This is a genomic window from Flavobacterium sp. FlaQc-49 (assembly GCF_044005985.1).
Classification (GTDB): Bacteria; Bacteroidota; Bacteroidia; order Flavobacteriales; family Flavobacteriaceae; genus Flavobacterium; species Flavobacterium cupriresistens.
The window spans coordinates 769,692-792,557 of sequence record NZ_JBIPCS010000001.1; the positions used below are offsets into that span (position 1 = coordinate 769,692).

Consider the following 22,866-nt stretch of genomic DNA (forward strand, 5'->3'; position numbering starts at 1 on the left):
GTGCCGCTTTAACAACGGCACCGGCATAAAATAACTTTAAGATGAAAAAATATATAATAAACTATATAACATCGTTATCGATGATTACAGCACTTTTAGGCTCCGTCTTAAATAGTTTTGGTCAGGATAAAAAACATGAGTTTTCAATTGCATTCGGTGGTCCCTCCTCTTTTTTAGATTATAAGACTTCCGGTCAATTGGTAGAAGGAAACGGATTTAGTGCCGGTTTACGTTATGCCTATTATCTAAGTGAAAATTTAAGTATCGGAATTGGCGCAGAATACCAGTCCTATAATACCGATGCTAAATTTCAAACGATCTCCGGACGCTATGCGGCTACTGACTCTGAAAAGGAATCATTCCAATTTAGATTCAGAGCAACCAATTTAAGAGAAGAGCAAAAGCTAGGCTATATCAATGTTCCGCTTCACATTCAATTTGAAACTCCCGGAACAACTAAATTGTATGTTGCAGCCGGAGCCAAAATAGGTTTTGCCATAAACGGAAGCTATGAATCCACGATACAAAATCTAACGACAAGTGGTTATTATCCACAATATAATGTCGAATTATTTGGTCCATCCTTCGCAGGATTCGGAAGTACAAATAATGTGAAAGTAGGTAAACAGGATCTTAATGCCGAAGTGTCTTACTCTATCACTTTTGAAACCGGAGTAAAACAAATAATTGGAGACAAAAGTTCGATCTATCTGGGCGCGTATTTAGACTATGGATTGAATAATGTATATGACAGAAATACCAGTAAACATCTGGTTCAATACAATCCCGGGACAACTGCTCAATTAGAGCACAATACGGTATTGGATTCACCATTTACAAATGATGTGAGATTGGTTTCTTTGGGGTTAAAACTAAGATTTGCAATTCGATAAACCCTTACAATTTAGATAATTTCCCTTGAATTCATTAAGACCAGTAAAGTTAGCTTTACTGGTTTTTTTATGGAACAAATCAGAAAATTGTCAAGCACTAAAATTAAGCGCAAATAGTAATCCTTCTACAGTGAAAAAAAGTCCTTTTAATTCGTTTGATTCTATCCAACTCTTTTTATCATACTGGTAATGACGTTATTTCAATTTGTGTGCTTCGATCTTTCTTTTGTTCTTTTTTTTCACGCAGATTTAGCAGATTTGGCAGATTTATTTTTTATTGTCTTCCGCGAAAATCCGCAAAATCCGCAAAATCTGCGTGCTATTCTATTTTACTAACATCCAGCAAAATAATCTAGTTCAGATTAAAAAGAATTTGCTCTAAGCTCTCTATTATCAACTTCTAAATATTTTCTCCAGATCACGGAATACTATTTATAAAAACGCCACATTTTTTGGGTTTGGCCTATTTCGATCTCTACTACGAACAAACTTTTTTATTCAATTTGAAAAAAAATCAAAACAACTCCAATACCTGCACTTCAACCGAATTTAAATGTACCTCAATCTTTCCTCTTCAAGATCCAGATAGCGCAATTGGTTTCGGATGATTTCTTCGTTCAGAGTCGCCTCTTCTTTATTTCTGTTAATGAGCCAGGCTCTTTGTTCGCTTAATATTTCTATATAAACCACTTTACATTCCTCGGCCATTGTCACATCAGTGGTCATTTGTTTGTTATCTTCCCATTTCCGCGCCAATTGCTGCAAGGCCGGTTGTTCCTTAAGTACTTCACTATACTTGGTATATAAATGCTCCAAAGCTTTTTCTGCCAATTGTCTTCGAATTAAAATTACCGTTTCCTCTTCGGGAACTACCTGATCAGGATCGTTTAAATGTATTTTTCGTATTAAAAAAGGCAAAGTCAACCCCTGAATGAGCAAAGTCAACAGAATAACAACAAATGTGATAAAGAGAATTAAGTTTCGCTGTGGAAAAAGTTCTCCATTATCCAAATGCAATGGAATCGACAAGGCTGCAGCAAGTGAAACCACGCCACGCATTCCCGACCATCCAAGTACTATCGGGACTCTGTAGCCCGGATGTCTCGAATCTGCTACTGTAATAAAATTACGGGCAATAAGCGTAATAATTACAGCGCCGTAAGCAGATATAATTCGCGCTATTATTATCACGGCAGTAATCAAAACACCATAACCAATCGCAGCAGAAATACTAACGCCTTCAAGACCTTCTGTAATTTCAGGTAAATCCAATCCGATTAATAAAAATACGATGCCATTCAAAACAAAACACAAACTTTCCCATACACTTGAGCCTCTTATGCGAGAGCGACTGCTAAGAAAATGGTGCCGGTAATACGATAAAAATAAGCCGCCACTTACAACCGCTAATACACCGGAACTGTGTACTTCTTCGGCCGCCATATACATGATATAAGGTGCAAGAAGAGTTAAAACAATATCAATATTAGAGTCGGTTGGTAGGTATTTATGGGCTTTCATAAAAATGAATGCAATTAGTAAACCAATACCAACACCACCAATTAACATCCAACCAAAATTCAATACGGCCTCATACCAAATAAACTGACCCGTTGCCACTGCAATCATCGCAAAACGAAAAATAATCAGCGAAGAAGCATCGTTCAACAGACTTTCTCCTTCTAAAATAGAAGAAAATCTTTTAGGCACTTTTACAAATTTTAAAATGGCTCCCGCGCTTACGGCATCAGGAGGCGAAATGATTCCCCCCAATAAAAAACCCAAAGCCAATGAAAATCCCGGAATAAAATAATTCGCCACAAAAGCAACTGACATTGCAGTAAGAAATACCACTACGAAAGCAAAACTGGCAATAATACGTCGCCATCGCCAAAGTTCTTTCCATGAAATTGCCCATGCGGCTTCATACAATAAAGGAGGTAAAAATATAATAAAAAGCAACTCCGGTTGTATATGCAGAATCGGAACACCGGGAATAAAACTAATTCCCAATCCAGCCAAAACCAATACTACCGGGTACGCAACTTTTATCTTGTTGGCCAACATTATTAAAAATAAAATGACCACAATAAGACTTAAATAAAATGGAAAGTTTTCAATCATTTGATTCCTTATTTAATTGATTTATAAAGATATAAAATTGATAAATCCGGGGTTGTTATTTTTACATAGAGTTCAAAAAATCTAAAACTTACTCACCGCATCAACAAAATAAGGAGAATCGTTCCATCTAATTTTTTTATAGCTAAAATTAGCTTTAAGTGCCTCCGGCAAACAACTCCAAATCGCTTCATTCATCTTTTCTAACAGTAACTTTTTAGAAAAAGTATCCGATACCACAAAACTGATTTCACGTACCGGTTTAGGGTCTTTAAAAGGTTTAAAAAGCATATTTTCCTTTTCGTTTAAAATAGAAAGCTGTGGAATAATAGCAAAACCTAACTCCGCACGAACCAAATTTTTGAGCGTTTCAATAGAACTTATATCGTAACTAAACTGTTCTTTTATTTTTCCCGGTGTTTTCAAACCACAGATATCCAATAATTGCGCATTGTAACAATACTCATTCTGAAGCAATAATAAAAAGGGTTTGTCTCCCGGTTGAATTTCATAAAAATCCTCACCTGCCATCGGGTGTTCTTTATTCAGATACGCCACAAATGGCTCCTTAAAAATCGGATGTTCCATCAGATTTTTATTTCCGGTAGGTGTCGCCATAATCGCTACATCAAGAGCTCCGGTCTCTACATCATGCATCAATTGTCCCGTATTGGCTTCCTTGATGATAAAATGAACTTTTGGTGTAACCTCTTTCATCGTTTTAATAAACAACGGAATTAAATAGGGAGATAAGGTAGAAATCACGCCGATTTTCAACTCCCCTTCCAGCATATTCTTTTCGTTTACCACAAAATCGCGGATTTCATTCGTCTCACGCAAAATTTTCCTGGCCCTGTTTATAATCTCTTTTCCAAGTTCCGTTGGTGTCAGCGGCACTTTATTTCGATCAAAAATTTTAATTCCGATTTCTTCTTCGAGATTTTTTAGCTGAATGGTTAATCCGGGTTGCGAAACCATACAAACGTCTGCAGCCCTTGCAAAATGGCGTTCCTCGTCTAAAGCGACAATATATTTTAACTGTTGAATTGTCATGATTATAAATTTATTTTATAAAGATACAAAATTATCAATTTGATTTATAAAACTACTCGCTCTAAATTTGTCCCATCAAATCAGAACAATGGTTTGAATAACTCAAAAAATTTAAAATAACATAAAAAAGTAAGATCATGAAATTTACAAGAACAGCAAACGCAAATTGGAAAGGTACAGGAATGGAAGGAACAGGAACCATCAGTACACAAAGTACTACCTTAAACAATGCACAATTATCCTTTAAAACCCGATTTGCAGAAGGTGTAGGGACAAATCCAGAAGAATTAATCGCAGCCGCACACTCGGGATGTTTTACCATGCAACTGAGCTTTTTGTTAACCGAAGCCGGTTTTATCCCGGAAGATTTGAATACAAAAGCAAAAGTAACTTTAGAAGACGGAACCATTACTTTAATTCAATTAGAACTCGAAGGAAAAGTTCCGGGAATCTCAGAAGAACAATTTCAGGAATTAGCTCAGAAAGCAAAAGCGATTTGTCCAATTTCAAAACTACTGAATACAGAAATCACGCTATCAATTACACTAACAGCCTAATTATAAACAAATAACAAATTAATTTCTTTAAATTTATACTATGAAAACAACAACAGCAAAAGAACAAATGAAGTCCTATTTCATGTTCGCAGTATTATTTTTCTCCCTCCTATTTTCAACTACTATTGCAACAGCACAAACCACTCCACCGGTAAAAAATATAGTTTTAGTACACGGTGCTTTTGCAGATGGTTCAGGATGGAGAGCTTTGTATGATATTTTAAGCAAAAAAGGATATCATGTAACGATTGTTCAGAATCCACTTTCTTCTCTTGAGGATGATGTAAACGCAACAAAAGTAGTTTTAGACAACCAAGACGGACCAACTGTTTTAGTCGGACATTCCTGGGGTGGATCTGTAATTACCGAAGCCGGAAACCATCCAAATGTAGTCGCTTTGGTATATGTTGCAGCTTTCCAGCCCGATAATGGAGAAACTACCGTACAATGGCTAAAAACTGCTCCTCCAGCTCCCGAAAATGGAATCTTAAATCCCGACGATAAAGGAATTGTATATTATGACAAAGCTAAATTCCACGCCGGTTTTGCTGCCGATATTCCAAAAGACCAAGCCGACTTTATGTTTGCTTCTCAAGGTGCATTTTATGCCAAAGGCTTTGGAACTCCAATTACAAAAGCGGCCTGGAGAGACAAACCAACTTATGGAATTGTAGCCACCGAAGATAAAAGTATTAATCCGGAAATAGAACGTGCGATGTACAAACGTTCTAAAACAAAAATAACGGAAATAAAAGGTAGTCATGTAGTGTTTATGTCGCAACCAAAAGCAGTTGCTGACGTAATTATTAAAGCATCAAAAGAGAGTGCTAAAAAATAAGCAAATTCAACAATAAGGATAATTGGAACTCCGGCAATTTGTCGGAGTTTTTTATTTTTCATTTTGAAATAAATTCATTTTAAAAATCCGGAAGAAATAAATTATATCTTTAACACTAATTACAAAACTAAGTTTCTGAATAAATCAAAATTGACCTTTTGAGAAAAATAAGAACAGCGTTTTATCCTGAAATTGACAAACAGAAAACCCAAACATCACTATAATATCACAAAACAAAAACATGAGAGTAATTATTACAGGTGCCACAGGAATGGTTGGTGAAGGTGTTTTATTAGAATGTCTTGACAACTACGCGGTCAAAAAAGTATTAATGATCAACCGTAAAGCTTCCGCAATTAAACATCCAAAACTAGAAGAATTAATTGTATTGGATTTTATGCAACTAAGCCGCTACACTGATGTTCTGAAAAATTATGATGCCTGTTTCTATTGTGCCGGCGTAAGTTCTGTTGGCATGGACGAAGTAAAATATACCTATGTAACGTACGACACGACTTTGGCTTTCGCTCGAGCATTATCCGAAATTAACCCCAACATGGTTTTCAATTTTGTTACCGGAAGTCATACCGATACTTCCGAAAACGGAAAAGTAATGTGGGCACGTGTAAAAGGAAAAACAGAGAATGATTTAATGAAATTACCCTTCAGAGGGCAATATAATTTTCGTCCGGGTTTTATGAAACCTTTCAAAGAACAGAAAAATGTAAAAACCATATTTAAAATGATTATTCCGTTTTTCCCGCTTTTGTTTCCTAAAAAATCTTTGACTTTGAAAGATGTTGGACAGGCGATGATTAATACGGTTAAAGACGGTTATCCGAAGCAAATTTTGGAGATAGAGGATATTAAGGTGTTGGCGGAAATGTAATTTATTTTCTGCCCTTTTTCTCCATTTAAAAGTTAACAAGCACCCTTGATTATCCGCTTTTCCAAACCCAAACTATTTCAAAATTTAATACCTTTATTACATGATCGAAATCGGAATAGACAGTTTTGCGTCGGCGATGTACGGCGATAACAACAGACTTAGCCCTGTGGAGGCAATGGAGCAATTACTTCAACGAATTGAATTTGCAGATCAGGTTGGTCTGGATGTATTTGGAATTGGCGAACATCATAAAAAAGAATTTTTAGATTCTGCTACCACTGTAATCCTAAGCGCAGCCGCAGCACGCACCAAACAAATTCGTCTGACTAGTGCCGTGAGCGTTTTAAGCGCCGCTGATCCTGTACGCTTGTATCAAAGTTTTGCAACACTGGATTTAATTTCTAAAGGAAGAGCAGAAATTGTAGTTGGTCGTGGTTCTTCTATTGAAGCTTATCCCCTTTTTGGATTTAATCTGAACGATTACGACGCTCTTTTTAAAGAAAAACTGGAACTTCTACTACAAGTTCGCGATACTGAATTTGTGACCTGGTCGGGGAAATTCCGTCCGGCATTGAATAATTTACCTGTCTATCCGAGAGCGCTACAGGACAAACTACCCGTTTGGCTTGGTGTTGGAGGAAGTCCGGAATCCTTTGTTAGAGCCGGAAGTCTCGGTTTACCTTTGATGGTAGCCGTCATTGGAGGGCAAACACACCGATTTCGCCCGTTGATTGATTTGTACCGGGAAGCGGGGAAAGCGGCAGGCTATCAACCCGAAGATTTAAGAGTTGGCTTACATTCCCCGGGTTATGTATCAGCCACTACCGAAAGTGCCATCACAGAATACTATCCCGGTTATGCCGAACTTTGGACTAAATTAGGAAAAGAACGAGGTTGGCCACCGGTTACCAAAACATCATTTGATTATCTTATCGACGAAAAAGGCGTTTTAGTTCTTGGAAGTCCGGAGCAAGCTGCAGAGAAAATTTTGCGCCACAGTGAAGCTCTTGGAGGCATTTCAAGATTTACGTTCCAGATGGATAATGCAGGACTTACGCATAAACAATTGATGAACGCAATAGAACTAATCGGAACAAAAGTAAAACCGCTGCTACAATAAGCAGCGGTTTTACTTTTTATTTTTTATTTTTCCCTCTTTACCATCTATTCTCCATAATCTATTTCCTATTCTCTATTTTCTATAATCAATACTTCACATCTCACTTCTAATTCCTCACAAACAATTCCTTTCAATCTATAAGAAATTGAAGTAAATTTGGACTATCAACTCATTCTATTTCTTAACACTTTAAATAGTCCAGATGTTACGACCTTGGTCACTTGAAATTCAATTAGACAAAAAATCAGACAAAGCCCTGTATCTGCAAATTGCTGATGCTATTATCAATGCTGTTAAATCGGGAAAATTAACCAAAGGCAATGCATTACCCGGAAGCAGGCAGCTTGGCGCTTTATTAAATGTAAATCGCAATACCGTTATTGAAGCTCTGGATGTTTTAATCGCAGAAGGCTGGCTTATTACCATAGACCGAAAAGGGACATTTATAGCGGATGTATTACCCGAAATTGTTTCTGACAAAAAGCGCGAAAGAAAAGCAAACGCCACTTCCGAAGAAACCAAACCCTATCTTACTTTTGATGATGGTCATCCCGACAGTAGTCTTGCCCCTACCAATGATCTTGCCCGTGCTTACCGCGAAATATTTAGTAGAAAATCCCGCTGGCAAATCATGGGATACAGCAACGAATTTGGCGATATCGAATTCAGAAAAGCAATAGTGCAAATGTTGAATTTCAAAAGAGGAATGAATATCACATTAGATCAGATTTGCATTACGCGAGGCAGCCAAATGGCCATGTATCTGGCTTCTCATTGTTTACTTTCCAAAGGAGATTTTATTATGATCGAGAATCCGGGATATCAACCTGCCTGGGAAGCCTTTGAAAATGCCAATGCACAGCTTTTGCCTGTAGCGGTCACTTCGGATGGTTTAGACATCGATCAAGTGGAAGTATATCTAAAAAAACACCCTACTATAAAAGCGATCTATGTTACACCGCACCATCAATTTCCGACGACGGTAACACTTAGTTTGAAAAAAAGATTAAGACTTATTGAATTATCCAATCAATACAACTTTACCATAATTGAAGATGATTATGACAATGAATTCCATTTTGGTCAACGTCCTGTTCTGCCAATTTCCAGTTATGACAATGCTAAAAACTTTGTCTATATAGGTACCTTAAGCAAAATCGTTGCTCCGGCACTCCGCATTGGTTATTTGGTAAGTGCAGCTGAGAATATTCAAAAAGTAGGCAAACACAGGAAAATAATTGACGTACAGGGAGATAATATTATGGAAGAAGCCGTTTTACAACTTATTAATGACGGTAAAATCAAAAGGCATCTTAAAAAAACCAATCTCATTTATAAGTCCAAAAGAGATTATTTTGAAAAACTGCTTAGCGAGCATCTCAAAGATAAAATTACATTCAGCAGACCCGAAGGAGGATTGGCTTTTTGGATCGTCCCAAATTCCGAGATTGATGTACTGGCAACCTTTGAAAAATTACAACGCAGCGGCATCAAGATAATGAGCCCCCAGAAGTTTAGCTTTGGTCCGGCCATTTCAGGATTTAGATTGGGATACGCTTCACTCACTGAAAAACAAATGGAAGAAGGAATTAGGGCTCTCGCTAAGATTTTATAATTTTAAAAACAAGAAAAACGGTTCTGTATCTTTGAGCCTCGAGGTTTGACTCAATATCGTTAAGTTAATGACATTTTTTCACGCAGATTTTGCGGATTCTGCGGATTTTTTTATTTCATTCCGCTTAAATCTTCGTGAGCCTTTTTTGACGATTCTCAACTTAATGACATTGGGGTTTGGCCGAAACCTTTTGAATCTGTTGGTTGAAATCAACCGCTATTAAACAATTTAAAAAAATGCGATATTGCCTAAATGCATTGTGCGTGAGAAATACTAATTGTAATTTTTACTACTCTTGAAATCTGCAATTTAGTAAGAATCTCAACTCAATTAATATTCTAAATTTAAATTATGTTCGTCGGTATTTAATTTGCTTTTCTATTTTCTGCAAGGTCCTTTTTGACCTTGTAGGTATAATTTGAGTCATTAAAAACCTGCCAGGTCAAAAAAAACCTTGCTGAAAAATCATAATACTTAAAAATCAAAGACTAAATAATTGGATAGCGGTTAAGAAACTATAAATCATGCCCTATAAATCTCATATTGCGCTTAACAGAACAACACAGTTAATAATTTTTAGTCTTCAGGAATAAAAAAAAGACAGCATTTTTAATTTAGATTTCTATATTTGCAACAAAGTTGCGATAGACCAAGCCTTAAAAGAGGCTTCCATACTCCCAACTTCATGTAAATCAAGAATGAAGAAAAAAGTAATTTTAATTAATCTTTTGTTGTCTTATACGGTGTTGTTTGCAATGCTGTTTCAGACGATACATTCTTATGAACATGTTTACAGGCAATTGACCGAAAAACATTGCGATCACCATTATGCTTCCAACCAAAAGCAAATAACGCACAGTCATACGGTAGAAAACAACTGTTCGATTTGTCATTTTGCGCTTAGTACGTTTATTCCAAACTCTTTTCAGGCCTTATCTTTCCATAAGACAAACTTTGAAAACAGCTTTGTATTCTTTTATACCAAAACCGTTTCAACCTTCTTTAAAGGTAGTCTTTTTGCCCTTAGAGCTCCCCCTATTTTAGTTTAGTTTACTGTATTCTTGTTTCAATTCTGAAATTTTTTTCCTATTTGCTAAAAATCAGGAAAAAGACATTGTTTCGTTGTGTTTTTATTGCAACCGTCCCAGTTCAAAACAACTTAAAACACACGCTTCTTTTTAGTTTAAAACAGAAATCTAACGACAGAATTCTCAGTAAACCCCTCTTATTTATAGTTCCAATACAATAGAAATCTGGCTTGTTACCTTGTGTAGCGGCAAAGATTTTCTATACCTACAATAGTAAAATCAAACAAATCCAAACTCATACAATTATGCTTACAGCAGAAAATCTGACCAAAAAATATGGCGACCAGATCGCTTTAAATGCTTTAAATCTAACCATCAAAAAAGGAGAAATTTTCGCCCTTTTGGGACAAAATGGCGCAGGAAAAACAACTACGATTAATCTGTTTTTGGGTTTTATACAACCCACAGGTGGAACTTTAAAAATAAACGATATTTCGGTTACGGAAAATGCGCAGGAAACCAAAAAACACGTGGCATATATTCCGGAAACTGTAATGTTATACCCTAATCTTACCGGGATAGAAAACCTGAAATTCTTTTCGTCTCTGGCCGGATTCAACTATTCAATCGGAGAATTAACTTATTTTCTGACCAAAGCGGGTTTACAAATTACTGCGCACGGTCAAAATCTTGGGGGCTATTCTAAGGGAATGCGACAAAAGGTTGGAATTGCAATTGCGATTGCTAAAAAGGCTAAAGTGCTCCTGTTAGATGAACCTACAAGCGGCCTTGATCCCAAAGCTTCAAATGAGTTTTCACAAATCTTAAAAGAACTCTCTGCAGACGGAACCGCAATACTTATGGCAACACACGATATTTTCAGAGCTAGAGAAGTTGCTACACATATCGGAATCATGAAACAAGGAAATCTAATGACCATTATCGAGGCCAGCAAAATTTCGGCCAACGAATTAGAAAACTTGTATTTACAAACCGTATAAAAGAAAACACCGTTTTCACCATCAAAAAAATGAAACATTTACTCTCCCTATTCTTTTTAATAATTGGCATAAACTACGGGCAATCCCAAGTTATTAAGGGGAAAATCATAGCTTTTGACACCAAAGAACCGATTGCAAAAGTTAACATAAAAGTACTCCAATCCGGCAAAGAGACCATAACAGATCAATACGGAAATTTTAGTCTGGAAGGAGAAGGAATACTTGAGATTACTTCTACGGGTTACAAAACGCAGCGCATTACTTCCAGTTCAGAATTTTTTACTATTGAATTGGAAACAACCCTCAATGAATTACAAACCGTCGAAATTGTTGGTCGAGCTACAAAAAAATACAATAGCGATTATTCTTTTGCAGCAACAAAAACAGCTGTATTAAACAAAGATATTCCACAATCTATTGCTACTGTAACCAAAGAATTAATTGCTGATAAAGGTGCTTTTTATCTCGCTGATGCTGTAAAAATGGCCAGCGGCGTAATTCCGGCCAGTTATTACAACCAATACACCATTCGCGGAATCAGTCAGAATGAAGAAGGTCAAATCATCAATGGAATGCGTACAAGACAATATTATTTTCTTCAGCCTCTAACGAATAATATCGAGCGTGTTGAAGTCATTAAAGGTCCGTCAAGTGCTACTTTCTCCTCTGCCGACCCTGGCGGAAGTATCAATCTGGTTACCAAAAAACCCTTGGCTAGTGATCGCAAAGAAGTTAGTTTAAGCGTTGGAAGTTTCAGTACCTTACGCGGAACTTTAGATTTCACTGGTCCTTTAAACGACTCCAAAACACTTTTATATCGTGTTAATGCAGCCTATCAGGAAGCCAAATCGTATCGGGATTTAGTATCCAACAAATCCTTTCTAATTTCTCCTTCGTTCAGTTATATTCCGAATGAAAAAACGGCCATTAATACCGAATTAATTATTAGTGATATGACGGGAACCCTTGACAGAGGTCAGCCTATCTTTGGGGCTGTTGCCGGTGTAACCAATTTAAAACAAACTCCGATCAGTCTAAATCTGGGAGCTTCCGGGGATTATTTTAAATCAAAGGAAATGATTTTAACGACAAACTTTGTTCATAAATTCAATTCGAAAATTGGTTTTAATGCTACCTATATGAAACAAACCTGGACCGAAGATCTTCAGGAACACAGGACTACAAATGCCTTTACGGTAGACATCAATAATAAACCCGTAACAAATCTTGCTATGATGCAGTTTGTACAACGCCAGCAATATTGGGACATTGACAATCTAAGTGCTTTTTTTAATTTTGATTATAAAACCGGAAAATTAAATCATAAATTATTAGTCGGTTATGATCTGAGCAGTTGGAATAAAAACAAAGGCGGTGGACAAAATGCGGCAAGAGGTTATGTATTGAAAGACGGAACAGTAGCGGGCTCTTTTGTATTGGCAAATGCTTCTAATTATCAGACCACAACCGTAAATGGGGTAGTTTTACCAAAACCCAATGTTTCCTTTTTTGACTTAAACAACCCTTCTTATGCGATGAGGAGTCCGGAAGATTATATATTGAATGTTAGAACAGCCTTACCATCCGCTTTGACTACGACCAATGCTCTTTATATTCAGGATCTTATTCAATGGGAGAAATTCACTTTTTTACTTGGACTTCGAAAGGAATGGTTTGAAGACATTACCAACTATGAATCAAATAACGAACTGACGGTAAAAAAATCAGCTTTGTTGCCACGTGTCGGAGTTACTTACGCTGTTAACCAAGCCGTAAATGTTTATACCACTTATTTGGAAGGTTATCAGCCACAATCGAATACTACAACATTAATGCCTCAAACAGGCTCTTTACCTGCCGGCAGTTTGTTTGATCCGCTCGAAAGCAATTTAAAAGAATTAGGTCTTAAGGCCACTTTCTTTACTAGTAAGATGAGTTTTAACGCCGCAATTTACGAGATCAATCAACGCAATATTTTAATGAATGCCAATGATCCTGTTCATCCGGATTTATTGGTAACCAGAGGTGCTGAGCGTAGTCGTGGTTTTGAATGTGATTTGGCGGGGTACATTACTCCCGATTGGCAAATAAATGTTTCGTACAGTTATATTGATGCTAAAATTACCAATGACCGCAATACCTCTTTAATTGGCGCCAGAAAACAAAATACACCAAAAAACAGTGCCAACTTATGGACACGTTACAACTTTGCTTCTGATTCGGCTTTGAAAGATTTGGGAATTGGTTTCGGACTGCAATATCAAAGTAGCAAAATACCGTGGTTTACCAGGGATTTTACGCTTCCTGATTTTACTGTTTTTGACGCTGCTTTGTACTATAAACCCAATAAAAGCAATATGCAAATTGCTTTAAACGCCGGTAATTTATTCAATAAAACCTACTGGTTGGGCGCTCAGAATTATTTGCGTTTGTTTCCCGGAGCACCAAGAAATTTTAGCCTTACCGTAACCTATAAATTTTAATCTGCATGAAAACACTACATCTGGAGTTTTTAATCGCGAATCATTTAAAAAATGCTATTCTTAAAAACAAAGCTTTTTATTTCATTACACTTTTTATTGGTGCTTTATTGTTATATGCCGCTTTTTCGGGTTGGGAAAATTATACCAGCCAAAATGAAACCAGCGAAAAATACCAACACGAATCGAGAGAAGACTGGTTGAGTAATCCCGATAAAAACCCACATCGAATGGCGCATTACGGGAATTTCGCCTTTAGAAAATGTAGTTCCTTAAGTGTTTTTGAATTTGGAATGGAACCGTTTTTCGGAAATGCCATATTCCTTGAAGCACACAAACAAAACACAGCCAACTTTTCTGAGGCCGGATTTTCAAATAGCATGCTGCGTTTTGGAGAAATCAGCATTGCTATGGTTTTACAAATATTACTGCCTTTATTAATCTTTTTTATAGGTTTTAATTCGGTCGCAGCCGAAAGAGAAAACGGGACCTTAAAATTGCTTTTCAGTCAGGGTATTAATTGGAAACAATTACTGATCGGGAAAATACTGGGTGTGGTCTCCGTCATCATGCTTCTTTTTATTCCGACTCTGCTGGTATTGGTTTTGTTATGGTTACTCCTTCAAAATTTCACTATTTCTGTTGATGAAATGCTAAAAATGCTTTTATTCATTGCGTTTCATTTTATCTACCTGATTTTTTTCTGTGCCATAGCAGTTTTGGTTTCCGCGGCAAGTAAAACTTCAAAAAAAGCATTAATCAGTCTTATTGGAATCTGGTTAGTATTTACAATCATTCTACCCAGAACTACTCAGGCCATCGGTGCATATTTATATGAAGCCCCATCAAAAATCCGGTTCAATAGCGATATCGAGAAAGACATTCTGAAACAAGGAGACAGTCATAATCCTAATGATTTGCATTACAAAGCTATAAAAGATTCCTTGTTAACTCTCTACAAGGTTGATTCTGTACAGCAACTGCCCTTCAATTATTCCGGTTTTATTATGACGGAAGGCGAAAAAATCAGTTCAAAAATTTACAATCAACATCTGGAAGTTTTACTTAAGGTCTACGAAAAACAAAACCGTTTCTCTAAAACTGTTTCTTTTTTTAATCCTTATATCGCGATAAAAAATTTGTCAATGGGGTTGTCTACGACGGACTATGATTCATATATCGATTTTCAGAAACAAGCGGAGGACTATCGTTACACTATGGCCCAAAAAATGAATGCTTTACAAATTAAGTACATCAGCAATAAAAAGCCCGCAGCAACAGACAAACCACTCGCCATCAGCAAAGAACATTGGGCAGATCTCGAAGAATTTCATTATGAACCAAAGGACATTCGGGACGTTTTAAAAAGCGAAATCATTTCCATTATTTCAATTATTCTCTGGATTAGCCTGCTGTTTGTTCTTCTTCGCATTGCAGCTAAAAACCTTAAAGCCATCTAATATGTTAGTATTACTATTTAAAAATTTCATACGATCTAAAGGAACCAAAATTGGCCTGCTTTTCTTGTTATTAATCGGAATTATAAGTCTTATAATTGGACAGCAATTTCAAAGCAAACAGCAAAATTCGATAACAGAAGCAGCCCTTTATCAGAAAGAGCATATTGCCAGAAATGCCGCTTTTCATAAAGAGGAGATCGGACTTCTGCTTTATTATATTAAATTTTCTCTTGTCAATAAAACCTTTCCAATCAGTAGTCTCGCGATCGGACAACGCGATGTAAATCCGTCGGTTCAGAGTGTTACCATTCGTGGTTTGGAAGCGCAGAAATACGATGCTGAACTTAATAATCCTGCTAATTTATTATCCGGAAACATTGATTTCAGTTTTGTTTTGATTTATCTTTTTCCGCTATTGATTATCGCATTTTCATACAATCTGATTTCTGAAGAAAAAGAAAGCGGTACCTGGAAAATTGTAGCAACGCAGAGTCAAAACACTTTTTTATACATTTTAAAATTGTTTCAAATCAGAATCTTAAGTCTGTTGGGGCTTCTTACAATTGTACTTTTTATAGCTGTTTTATTGTTGAATATTCCCCTTGACGAATCCTTTTTTATTTTCTATGGTCTTGCCATTTTATACCTACTTTTTTGGTTTTCGATTTGTTTTTATATCGTTTCTCTTCAAAAGAATTCCAACTTTAATGCGGTTATTTTATTGACCGTCTGGCTGTTTCTTATTATTATTTTGCCAGCCGTAATCAATACTTATATTGTCAATAAATATCCGGTACCAGAGGCTCTGGAATTGACCTTAAAACAAAGAAATGCTTATCACGAAAAATGGGATATGGACAAAAAAATAACCTTGGACAAGTTCTATGCGCATTATCCTCAATTTAAAAATTATCCTTTACCCGATTCCGAATTTAACTGGCTTTGGTATTATGCAATGCAACAGGCGGGTGATGATGATTCGGCACAACAATCTAGAGAACTGGAAACAAAATTGGAACAACGAAATAAAGCCAGTCAGACAATTGCATTATTCGTTCCGACTTTGCATACCCAAATTCAATTGAATGAAATTGCGAAATCAGATTTAGGCAATCAACTTTTGTTTTTAAAAGAAACCAAACAATTTCATGAAAAACTACGTCTGCATTTTTATCCAAAAATATTTGATAATGCTCCTGTAAATCAGCAAAAATGGGATCAATTTAAAGTGGAGACTTTTACAGACCCATCAGAAATTAAATTCTCAAAAGCCTTTTTGCCTTTGTTGCTTTTCAATTTAGTATTGCTGTTTTTTGGGTGGATGAATTTTAGAAACAACAGATTACATAACTTTTAAAAACAGATTTAAATTCTGCAAGTAATATCAGTTTATACTAGGCCGTTGGGTTCGATTGGTACAGATGATTTCATTAAAAATCAACTGAACAAAGAAAAATTTATTCTCCAAATTAATTGGACTCAACGACATAGTAGGATTATTCAATTTAAATAAACAAAAGAATAACAACAGTGCTTTTTTCATAACAATTCGTTATTGCCTTATCAAAGTATAAGATGATCCGTTCATCAGAATACCATTGTCCTTTTTTAAATTTGTTTTAAACGAAAAGAAGTTTTCTTCTTATTTAAAAATTGCGATTATGAAATTAGAACACCTTCAGATTATAACAAATAATGTTGCTGCAACTGCTGCATTTTATCAGGACATTTTAGAACTTTCAATTATAGAAAAAAGCACTGAATCTGTTACTGTTCAGACAGGAAATTCTGTTCTTAAATTCATTGAAGATCCCGAATTTGACTCTATCTATCATTTTGCATTTAATATACCTGAAAACAAACTTGACGAAGCCATTGAATGGTGTAAAAACAAAGTGGACATTATTCCTATTGAAGATGAAAAAGTAATTACAAACTTTGAAAATTGGAATGCCAACGCCATTTACTTTTACGATAATAATGGCAATTTATTGGAGTTTATCGCCAGACATGACCTCAACAATAGTCAGACCGCAGCATTCAATTCCAAATCCATTTTGAATATCAGTGAGATTGGGATCGTCCATAACAATCCGCTCGAATTAGGTACTGAATTAGAAACAAAATACGGCTTGGGTTTCTTTACAAAAAATTCTAATAGTGCCATTTTTTCTGCCATTGGTGATGATGAAGGTTTATTGATTATTGTAAAACCAAATCGGAACTGGTACCCCACTCAAACCCCATCAGAAAGTAATACAACTAAGGTAAAAGTAGAAAACAACGGAGTACTAATTAACCTCCAATTTTAGTTTAAATAAAAAAATGCTGCCGTAAGATGGCAGCATTTTTTATATACAACAAGGCTTATTTTTTAACAAAACGTCTTACTGTTTTGATCCCGTCTTTTTCTACTAAAATCAAATAGATTCCGCTTTTTAGACCTGCAACATCAATGCTGTTGTTAGTGGCTTTTTGTTGTGAAACTGTAGCACCGTCCTGTGCATTTATCACACTTACGTTGGCTTCTGAAACCTCTGCCGTAAAGAAAAGCACTTCTTCAGTTGGATTTGGATAAACACTCAGGCTTTCGATTTTTTCCTGAGAAGCCGTTTTTGCAGTTAAAGAAGCACCCGATTTTGTGATTCGGAACCAATTTAAATTCACACCGGAATTTTGAATGTAGATTCCGAAATTATAAGTTCCGGCATTTACGTTAACCGTCTGCGTGATGGTTTGCCAGTTTTGCCATCCTCCTGTATTAGGTACATTAACAGCTCCAAGCTGAATCGCACCTGCACTCAAATCTGAAGATAATCTTGCTCCTGAAACGGCACTTGCCACTCTGTACTCAATCACATAAGAACCTGATGTCGGAAAATTGATGTTGTAATAGGCCATCCAATCTCCTGTGTCAGCATAACCAACATTTAAACCTCCACCCGTATCTGTAGTAGCTTCGGTTTGAACACCACTCATAGCCGAATAATTTTCTGCCTGAATCAAAGTTCCCGTTCCCGGAGGCTGACTACCTGCAATTACCTGATTTACGGCTGTCAATAATGATTTTGAACCAACCGCGTCCTGTGATAACTCCCAAATCATAACTCCACCGGCATTTTGAACGGCAAAAGTTGTTTTTTGTTTGATCGTTGGAATTCCGTTGTAGTAAATCGTATTTCCAACCTGATCCACATTTTCGGCTCCCGGATATTGATTTACAATATTTGCGTAAGAGATTCCTTGATTGGCTGAAGCTCCAAAACCATATCCATAAAAAGGCAGCCCGATTATAGCTTTACTTGCCGGTAATCCTCTTCCTGTCCAATAATTAAACTGGTTAACCGCCATGCTGTAAGGAGAATGCTGCCCCGGGCTGTTGGGTGCCCATGGACCCGTCGCATCGTAAGCCATGATATTTATCCAATCAAAAGCGGCAAAAGTAGCAGTAGGTACATTGGCTCCGCCATACCCTTCTGAAAGCGCTGCTGAAATGAGTTTACCATTGGCATGTAGTTTAGCTGCCAGCGCAATTACAAAACCTCCATAATCCCCGTTAATTGCCGGACCTTCTAAATCCATGTCGACTCCATCAAAATTATGAGCCACCACATAATCGTAGATTTTCTGAATAAAGGCCGTTCTGTTGCCGGGTGTGATGAGATTAAAATAATTATCACGGATAGCACCACCTTCAGAAACGGCACCTCCTCCAAGGGAAACAAAAACCTTTACATTTTGCGAATGTGCAGCATTTATAATCGTATTACTTCCGGAATTGAAAGTCAGATAACCATTGGCATCCGGATTTTCGAATGCGATATTAATGTGTGTTAATTTCCCGTACTGCACGCTACTCGAAAAGGCGTTCAGGTCTATCCAGTTGGGGATGTAAGCAATTACTTTTTTCTGAGCAATTGAAAGATTGAAAACTCCAAGTACCAAAATGATGGTCCATTTCAGTGGCATTCTTCTGTAGTTGTTTTTCATAATGTTCTTTTTTTAATAGTTACTTAATAAATAAAGATAACCCGGTGCATCTATAAGGAAAAAAATGCCACGGATTAAAGGATTAAAATGATTAATAAACTGTTACGTAAAAAAAATTAGACACGAATTGCACGAATTACACTAATTGACTCGGGGTAACTTTGACATTTACTGCAAGATGATTTGATAATCTGTGACGCAAAAAATTAAACACGAATTGCACGAATTACACTAATTAACTCGGGGTAACTGTGACATTTACTGCAAGATGATTTGATAATCTGTGACGCAAAAAATTAAACACGAATTGCACGAATTACACTAATTGACTCGGGGTAACTGCAAAATTTACTGCAAAATGCTTTGATAATCTGTAACGCAAAAAAATTAAACACGAATTGCACGAATTACACTAATTGACTCGGGGTAACTGCAAAATTTACTGCAAAATGCTTTGATAATCTGTGACGCAAAAAATTAGACACGAATTGCACGAATTACACTAATTAACTCGGGGTAACTGTAAAATTTACTTCAAAATGCTTTGATAATCTGTGACGCAAAAAATTAAACACGAATTGCACGAATTACACCAATTGACTCGGGGTAACTGTAAAATTTACTGCAAAATGCTTTGATAATCTGTGACGCAAAAAATTAAACACGAATTGCACGAATTACACTAATTGACTCGGGGTAACTGTAAAATTTACTGCAAAATGCTTTGATAATCTGTAACGCAAAAAAATTAAACACGAATTACACAAATTATCACAAATTAATTCGGGGTAACTTTGAAATGATAATCTGTGTAAATCTTTTTAATCTGTGGCAAAAAAATAATTCGCGCCAATTCGTGAAATTCGCGGCAAAAAAAATAATTAGTGCCAATTCGTGTAATTCGTGTTAAATTTTTTTTTAAACTGCATCCCGATAAAGCCCTGAACATTTCTCATTCGAAGTGTTCAAGGCTTTTACTCCTCTAAAATTATTTTTTGATAAAACGTTTTACTGTTTTCTTACCGTCTTTCTCCAAAACCACGAAATAAATTCCGGTTTTTAAGCGAGAAACATCCATGCTGTTGTTGCTGATTTTCTGCTGAGAAACTACGGCTCCCGTTTGCGAATCTACAATGCTAACTTGCTGTCCGTTTACTGCAGTGGTAACGAAAAGCGTATTTTCTGCAGGACTTGGATAAACACTTAGTTCCGTTGCAATCGGTTCTTCTTCCGTCGTTTTTACTACTGCCGCTTTTGCTGCAGCACCAACTTTTGTGATTTTAATCCAGTTGATATTCATTCCGGTATTTTGAATGTAAATTCCAAAGTTATAAGTACCCGCATTTACATTTACGGTCTGAGATACCGTTTGCCAGTTTTGCCATCCTCCTGTATTTGGAATATCAACACTCCCTAACACTATTGTTCCGCCGTTCAAATCCGAAGATAATCTGCCCCCTGTTACGGCACTTGCTACTCTGTATTCGATTAAATAAGAACCTGTTGTTGGAAAATTAATACTGTTGTAAGCGATCCAGTCACCTGTTTCTGTATAACCAACATTAGAACCTCCACCGGTATCGGTTGTAGCTTCTACCTGAATTCCGTTCATAGCCGAATAATCTTCAGCCTGAATTAAAACAGACGTTTGCGAGGTCGTCGCCGGAATCAGTTTCCACTGTCCACAAGTCTGGTTGTTGTTGTCCCATTGTTGTACATTCGCTCCATTTGTTGTACTGGCACCCGCTACCTCAACAATTCTGCCGCTGTGACGTGCCACAATTTTATAAAACCCGTCACCGGTTGAAACTAAAACAAACTGTTGATTGGTCGTTGCATTGTATGGATATTGTTCTACATTGGCACCATTTGCTTTATTAAAACCATTTACATCCAATGACAAACCACTGTGATTTACTATAATTTTATACATTCCATCCCCTAAGTGTGTGAATCTGAATTTTTGATTATTTCCATTGTTAGCAGCTCCTTGCGCAACATTAGCACCATTGGCCGTACTGGCATTCCAAACGTCCATATTAAGTCCGCTGTTTCTGTTTTGCAAATAATAAGTCGCGTTTCCTAAAGTTGTAGTTCCGTTAGCAATAATTCTAACCGAAGTCACTTTATCATTCCAGGTTGTATTCAGACAAGAGTTATCCGAATTAATTACTGTTGAAATTCCTGTAAAATTATCATCCTGATACAAAATAGCCTGAAAACCTTGCGTAATTTTTAGCGATGAAATATCATCATTTAAAACTCCAAGTGTGTTTAAACGTGCTAAGTTGTAATCTCCAATGGTCAATCCGCCTGAAAATCCGGTATAATTACAATCTTTATATACTGTAATTACATCTGTCGTTGCGGGTACTGAAGGAACTGTTCCCGCATAACCTCCAAAAGTTGCAATTACCTTAGTTGGTTGAGGCGAATGAAGGGATGGCGACTGATCTGCTACATCATCATAAGCAAATCCGTAAGCCAGATTGTCTACACTAATACCCGGCAAATGCCAAAATTTAGAATAATGATTCGTTGGATTCACCTGATAAAATTGTGATGCATTGTACCAGTTTTGCTGTCCCGGATTTGTTGTGGTAACATTCACAACGTGTCTGTTAATAGCAGCTGTTAACTGTGCCTGAACTACAAGGTCTAAATCTCCGTCAACCAATCTTCTGTCTAATACCCCTTTCCCTTCAAGAGCTTCCTGCGTTGTAGGTCTGCTTTGTACACGTCCCGTACGGCCCACAAAACCACCTGATTGTCCGACAACCTCAAGTTGTTCTCCTATAACTCTGCCTTTAAAAACTCCGGCATCTCCGGCATAAAAGATCAAATCTTCGTTTTTGTATTTATTCCAGATCTCATCGATATATGATTTTAGATAATTCGCCTGAGGTCCAACTGTAGTTCCTCCGGTTCCATCAGCGAAGGCAGGTGTTTTTGAGGGTGCTGTAATTTCACCAGTAGCATCATTGACACAACCTTGAAATTCTGACGGTACATTGGCTTTAAAAGCAGTCACAATATCAGCATGTTTCTTTAATTCCCCCACTCGTTTTTGATAGCCGTTTGCACCAAACAACTCCAATCCCATTGGATATTTATACGAATCTACTCTCGACGGATTTCCAAAGAAACCATATTGGTTATTGGTAAGTTCGATGATTTCATATAAAATTCCCTGATTGGGATCTGTTGCATTCAATGGATTTGGTGAAGTATATCCTGATGGAGCACCACTTGCCCCAAAGAAATAAAAGTACAATTGTTGTCCTTTTGAAATAAAAACACGACAACCTGCAATTTGTGGCAAAGTGAAGGTTTTGTTTGCAATTTCACTCAGTTTTGTAAAACAGTTGGCATATTTTGAGTTTTGTCCAGGCCCGGTATTTCCGCCAATTGTTGGCCCCGTAACCGTATTGTACGACGAATTCATTGGCAAAACCTGACTTGTTTTGGCATTTACCCAAACGTGATTTCCAGTTGTATAATCAATTCCGACTATGGCTACGTACAACTCGTTATCATTAAAAGTAGAAGTATTGCTTATGGTAAAGGGAATCGGCCCCTGACCGTACATTAAATTAGAGAACACCAAAAGCAGCGTTATCAGCAAAGAAATTCGGTAAAGTTTAATTCTTTTCATATCTAAAGTTTTTGGGATTATTACTTATTCTTTAAAACTCTGAAAATCACTTTTAAAGAAATGATTTTTGGTAATCCGTCAGGTGTCATTTGGTGGTATTTTTCTCTTTAAACTTCGGCTTTGAACCGTTAGCTTTTCTTAAATCAAAATACACCTGACGGATTGC

General features: G+C 36.7%; 16 protein-coding genes. 12 read left to right on the forward strand and 4 right to left on the reverse strand.

The genetic code is table 11. The features are described 5' to 3' along the window. The first annotated feature begins 41 nt into the window (after positions 1 to 41). Positions 42 to 893 carry an outer membrane beta-barrel protein gene (locus ACHRV3_RS02680; RefSeq protein WP_395435708.1) on the forward strand — a complete coding sequence of 284 codons (852 nt, stop codon included), beginning with the start codon at positions 42 to 44 and terminating at the stop codon, positions 891 to 893. A 549-nt stretch (positions 894 to 1,442) separates the two neighbouring features. Here the strand turns inward: ACHRV3_RS02680 and ACHRV3_RS02685 are convergent. Both ACHRV3_RS02685 and ACHRV3_RS02690 read right to left on the reverse strand, forming a co-directional pair. Further along, positions 1,443 to 3,017: a Na+/H+ antiporter gene (locus ACHRV3_RS02685; protein WP_395435707.1), complete on the reverse strand. Its 1,575-nt coding sequence runs from the start codon at positions 3,015 to 3,017 to the stop codon at positions 1,443 to 1,445. A gap of 81 nt (positions 3,018 to 3,098) precedes the next feature. Beyond that, positions 3,099 to 4,067, reverse strand: a complete 969-nt coding sequence (locus ACHRV3_RS02690; protein WP_395435706.1) for a LysR substrate-binding domain-containing protein — start codon at positions 4,065 to 4,067, stop codon at positions 3,099 to 3,101. A 137-nt stretch (positions 4,068 to 4,204) separates the two neighbouring features. On the opposite strand from ACHRV3_RS02690, the gene ACHRV3_RS02695 reads away from it, so the two are divergent. From ACHRV3_RS02695 to ACHRV3_RS02745, 11 genes are all read left to right on the forward strand, one after another. Next, positions 4,205 to 4,624: an OsmC family protein gene (locus ACHRV3_RS02695; protein ID WP_395435705.1), complete on the forward strand. Its 420-nt coding sequence runs from the start codon at positions 4,205 to 4,207 to the stop codon at positions 4,622 to 4,624. Between the two features lie 40 nt (positions 4,625 to 4,664). Beyond that, positions 4,665 to 5,462 (forward strand): alpha/beta hydrolase, encoded by a 798-nt coding sequence (locus ACHRV3_RS02700; RefSeq protein WP_395435704.1) that lies wholly within the window; start codon positions 4,665 to 4,667, stop codon positions 5,460 to 5,462. A 241-nt stretch (positions 5,463 to 5,703) separates the two neighbouring features. Further along, positions 5,704 to 6,351, forward strand: a complete 648-nt coding sequence (locus ACHRV3_RS02705; RefSeq protein ID WP_395435703.1) for an NAD-dependent epimerase/dehydratase family protein — start codon at positions 5,704 to 5,706, stop codon at positions 6,349 to 6,351. Positions 6,352 to 6,454: 103 nt separating this feature from the next. After that, positions 6,455 to 7,471, forward strand: coding sequence for an LLM class flavin-dependent oxidoreductase (locus ACHRV3_RS02710; protein WP_395435722.1), 1,017 nt, complete (start codon positions 6,455 to 6,457; stop codon positions 7,469 to 7,471). 202 nt (positions 7,472 to 7,673) lie between these two features. Further along, positions 7,674 to 9,086 (forward strand): PLP-dependent aminotransferase family protein, encoded by a 1,413-nt coding sequence (locus tag ACHRV3_RS02715; protein ID WP_395435702.1) that lies wholly within the window; start codon positions 7,674 to 7,676, stop codon positions 9,084 to 9,086. A 698-nt stretch (positions 9,087 to 9,784) separates the two neighbouring features. Then, positions 9,785 to 10,135 (forward strand): hypothetical protein, encoded by a 351-nt coding sequence (locus ACHRV3_RS02720; RefSeq protein ID WP_395435701.1) that lies wholly within the window; start codon positions 9,785 to 9,787, stop codon positions 10,133 to 10,135. A gap of 284 nt (positions 10,136 to 10,419) precedes the next feature. Next, complete coding sequence (locus tag ACHRV3_RS02725; protein ID WP_230002261.1) at positions 10,420 to 11,115, forward strand: ABC transporter ATP-binding protein; 696 nt, start codon at positions 10,420 to 10,422, stop codon at positions 11,113 to 11,115. A 29-nt stretch (positions 11,116 to 11,144) separates the two neighbouring features. Continuing rightward, on the forward strand, positions 11,145 to 13,598 hold the full coding sequence (locus tag ACHRV3_RS02730; RefSeq protein WP_395435700.1) for a TonB-dependent receptor domain-containing protein: 2,454 nt from the start codon (positions 11,145 to 11,147) through the stop codon (positions 13,596 to 13,598). A gap of 5 nt (positions 13,599 to 13,603) precedes the next feature. Then, positions 13,604 to 15,055: an ABC transporter permease gene (locus ACHRV3_RS02735; RefSeq protein ID WP_395435699.1), complete on the forward strand. Its 1,452-nt coding sequence runs from the start codon at positions 13,604 to 13,606 to the stop codon at positions 15,053 to 15,055. A gap of 1 nt (position 15,056) precedes the next feature. Then, a complete protein-coding gene (locus tag ACHRV3_RS02740; protein ID WP_395435698.1) occupies positions 15,057 to 16,412 on the forward strand; it encodes a DUF3526 domain-containing protein in 1,356 nt (451 codons plus the stop codon). A 304-nt stretch (positions 16,413 to 16,716) separates the two neighbouring features. Beyond that, entirely contained in the window at positions 16,717 to 17,367 is a 651-nt protein-coding gene (locus ACHRV3_RS02745; protein ID WP_395435697.1) for a VOC family protein, read from the forward strand. 55 nt (positions 17,368 to 17,422) lie between these two features. On the opposite strand, the gene ACHRV3_RS02750 is transcribed toward ACHRV3_RS02745, so the two are convergent. Together ACHRV3_RS02750 and ACHRV3_RS02755 are read right to left on the reverse strand one after the other, a co-directional pair. Continuing rightward, the gene (locus ACHRV3_RS02750) at positions 17,423 to 19,045 is read right to left on the reverse strand and encodes a glycosyl hydrolase family 18 protein (protein ID WP_395435696.1); all 1,623 of its coding nucleotides are present in this window, start codon (positions 19,043 to 19,045) and stop codon (positions 17,423 to 17,425) included. Between the two features lie 988 nt (positions 19,046 to 20,033). Next, positions 20,034 to 22,700 carry a beta-1,3-glucanase family protein gene (locus ACHRV3_RS02755; protein ID WP_395435695.1) on the reverse strand — a complete coding sequence of 889 codons (2,667 nt, stop codon included), beginning with the start codon at positions 22,698 to 22,700 and terminating at the stop codon, positions 20,034 to 20,036. Positions 22,701 to 22,866 lie beyond the last annotated feature (166 nt).

Coding starts and splice junctions, on each gene's coding strand:
- ACHRV3_RS02680 (WP_395435708.1), top strand. CDS start 42: ATGAAAAAATATATAATAAACTATATAACATCGTTATCGATGATTACA.
- ACHRV3_RS02685 (WP_395435707.1), bottom strand. CDS start 3,017: ATGATTGAAAACTTTCCATTTTATTTAAGTCTTATTGTGGTCATTTTA.
- ACHRV3_RS02690 (WP_395435706.1), bottom strand. CDS start 4,067: ATGACAATTCAACAGTTAAAATATATTGTCGCTTTAGACGAGGAACGC.
- ACHRV3_RS02695 (WP_395435705.1), top strand. CDS start 4,205: ATGAAATTTACAAGAACAGCAAACGCAAATTGGAAAGGTACAGGAATG.
- ACHRV3_RS02700 (WP_395435704.1), top strand. CDS start 4,665: ATGAAAACAACAACAGCAAAAGAACAAATGAAGTCCTATTTCATGTTC.
- ACHRV3_RS02705 (WP_395435703.1), top strand. CDS start 5,704: ATGAGAGTAATTATTACAGGTGCCACAGGAATGGTTGGTGAAGGTGTT.
- ACHRV3_RS02715 (WP_395435702.1), top strand. CDS start 7,674: ATGTTACGACCTTGGTCACTTGAAATTCAATTAGACAAAAAATCAGAC.
- ACHRV3_RS02720 (WP_395435701.1), top strand. CDS start 9,785: ATGAAGAAAAAAGTAATTTTAATTAATCTTTTGTTGTCTTATACGGTG.
- ACHRV3_RS02725 (WP_230002261.1), top strand. CDS start 10,420: ATGCTTACAGCAGAAAATCTGACCAAAAAATATGGCGACCAGATCGCT.
- ACHRV3_RS02730 (WP_395435700.1), top strand. CDS start 11,145: ATGAAACATTTACTCTCCCTATTCTTTTTAATAATTGGCATAAACTAC.
- ACHRV3_RS02735 (WP_395435699.1), top strand. CDS start 13,604: ATGAAAACACTACATCTGGAGTTTTTAATCGCGAATCATTTAAAAAAT.
- ACHRV3_RS02740 (WP_395435698.1), top strand. CDS start 15,057: ATGTTAGTATTACTATTTAAAAATTTCATACGATCTAAAGGAACCAAA.
- ACHRV3_RS02745 (WP_395435697.1), top strand. CDS start 16,717: ATGAAATTAGAACACCTTCAGATTATAACAAATAATGTTGCTGCAACT.
- ACHRV3_RS02750 (WP_395435696.1), bottom strand. CDS start 19,045: ATGAAAAACAACTACAGAAGAATGCCACTGAAATGGACCATCATTTTG.
- ACHRV3_RS02755 (WP_395435695.1), bottom strand. CDS start 22,700: ATGAAAAGAATTAAACTTTACCGAATTTCTTTGCTGATAACGCTGCTT.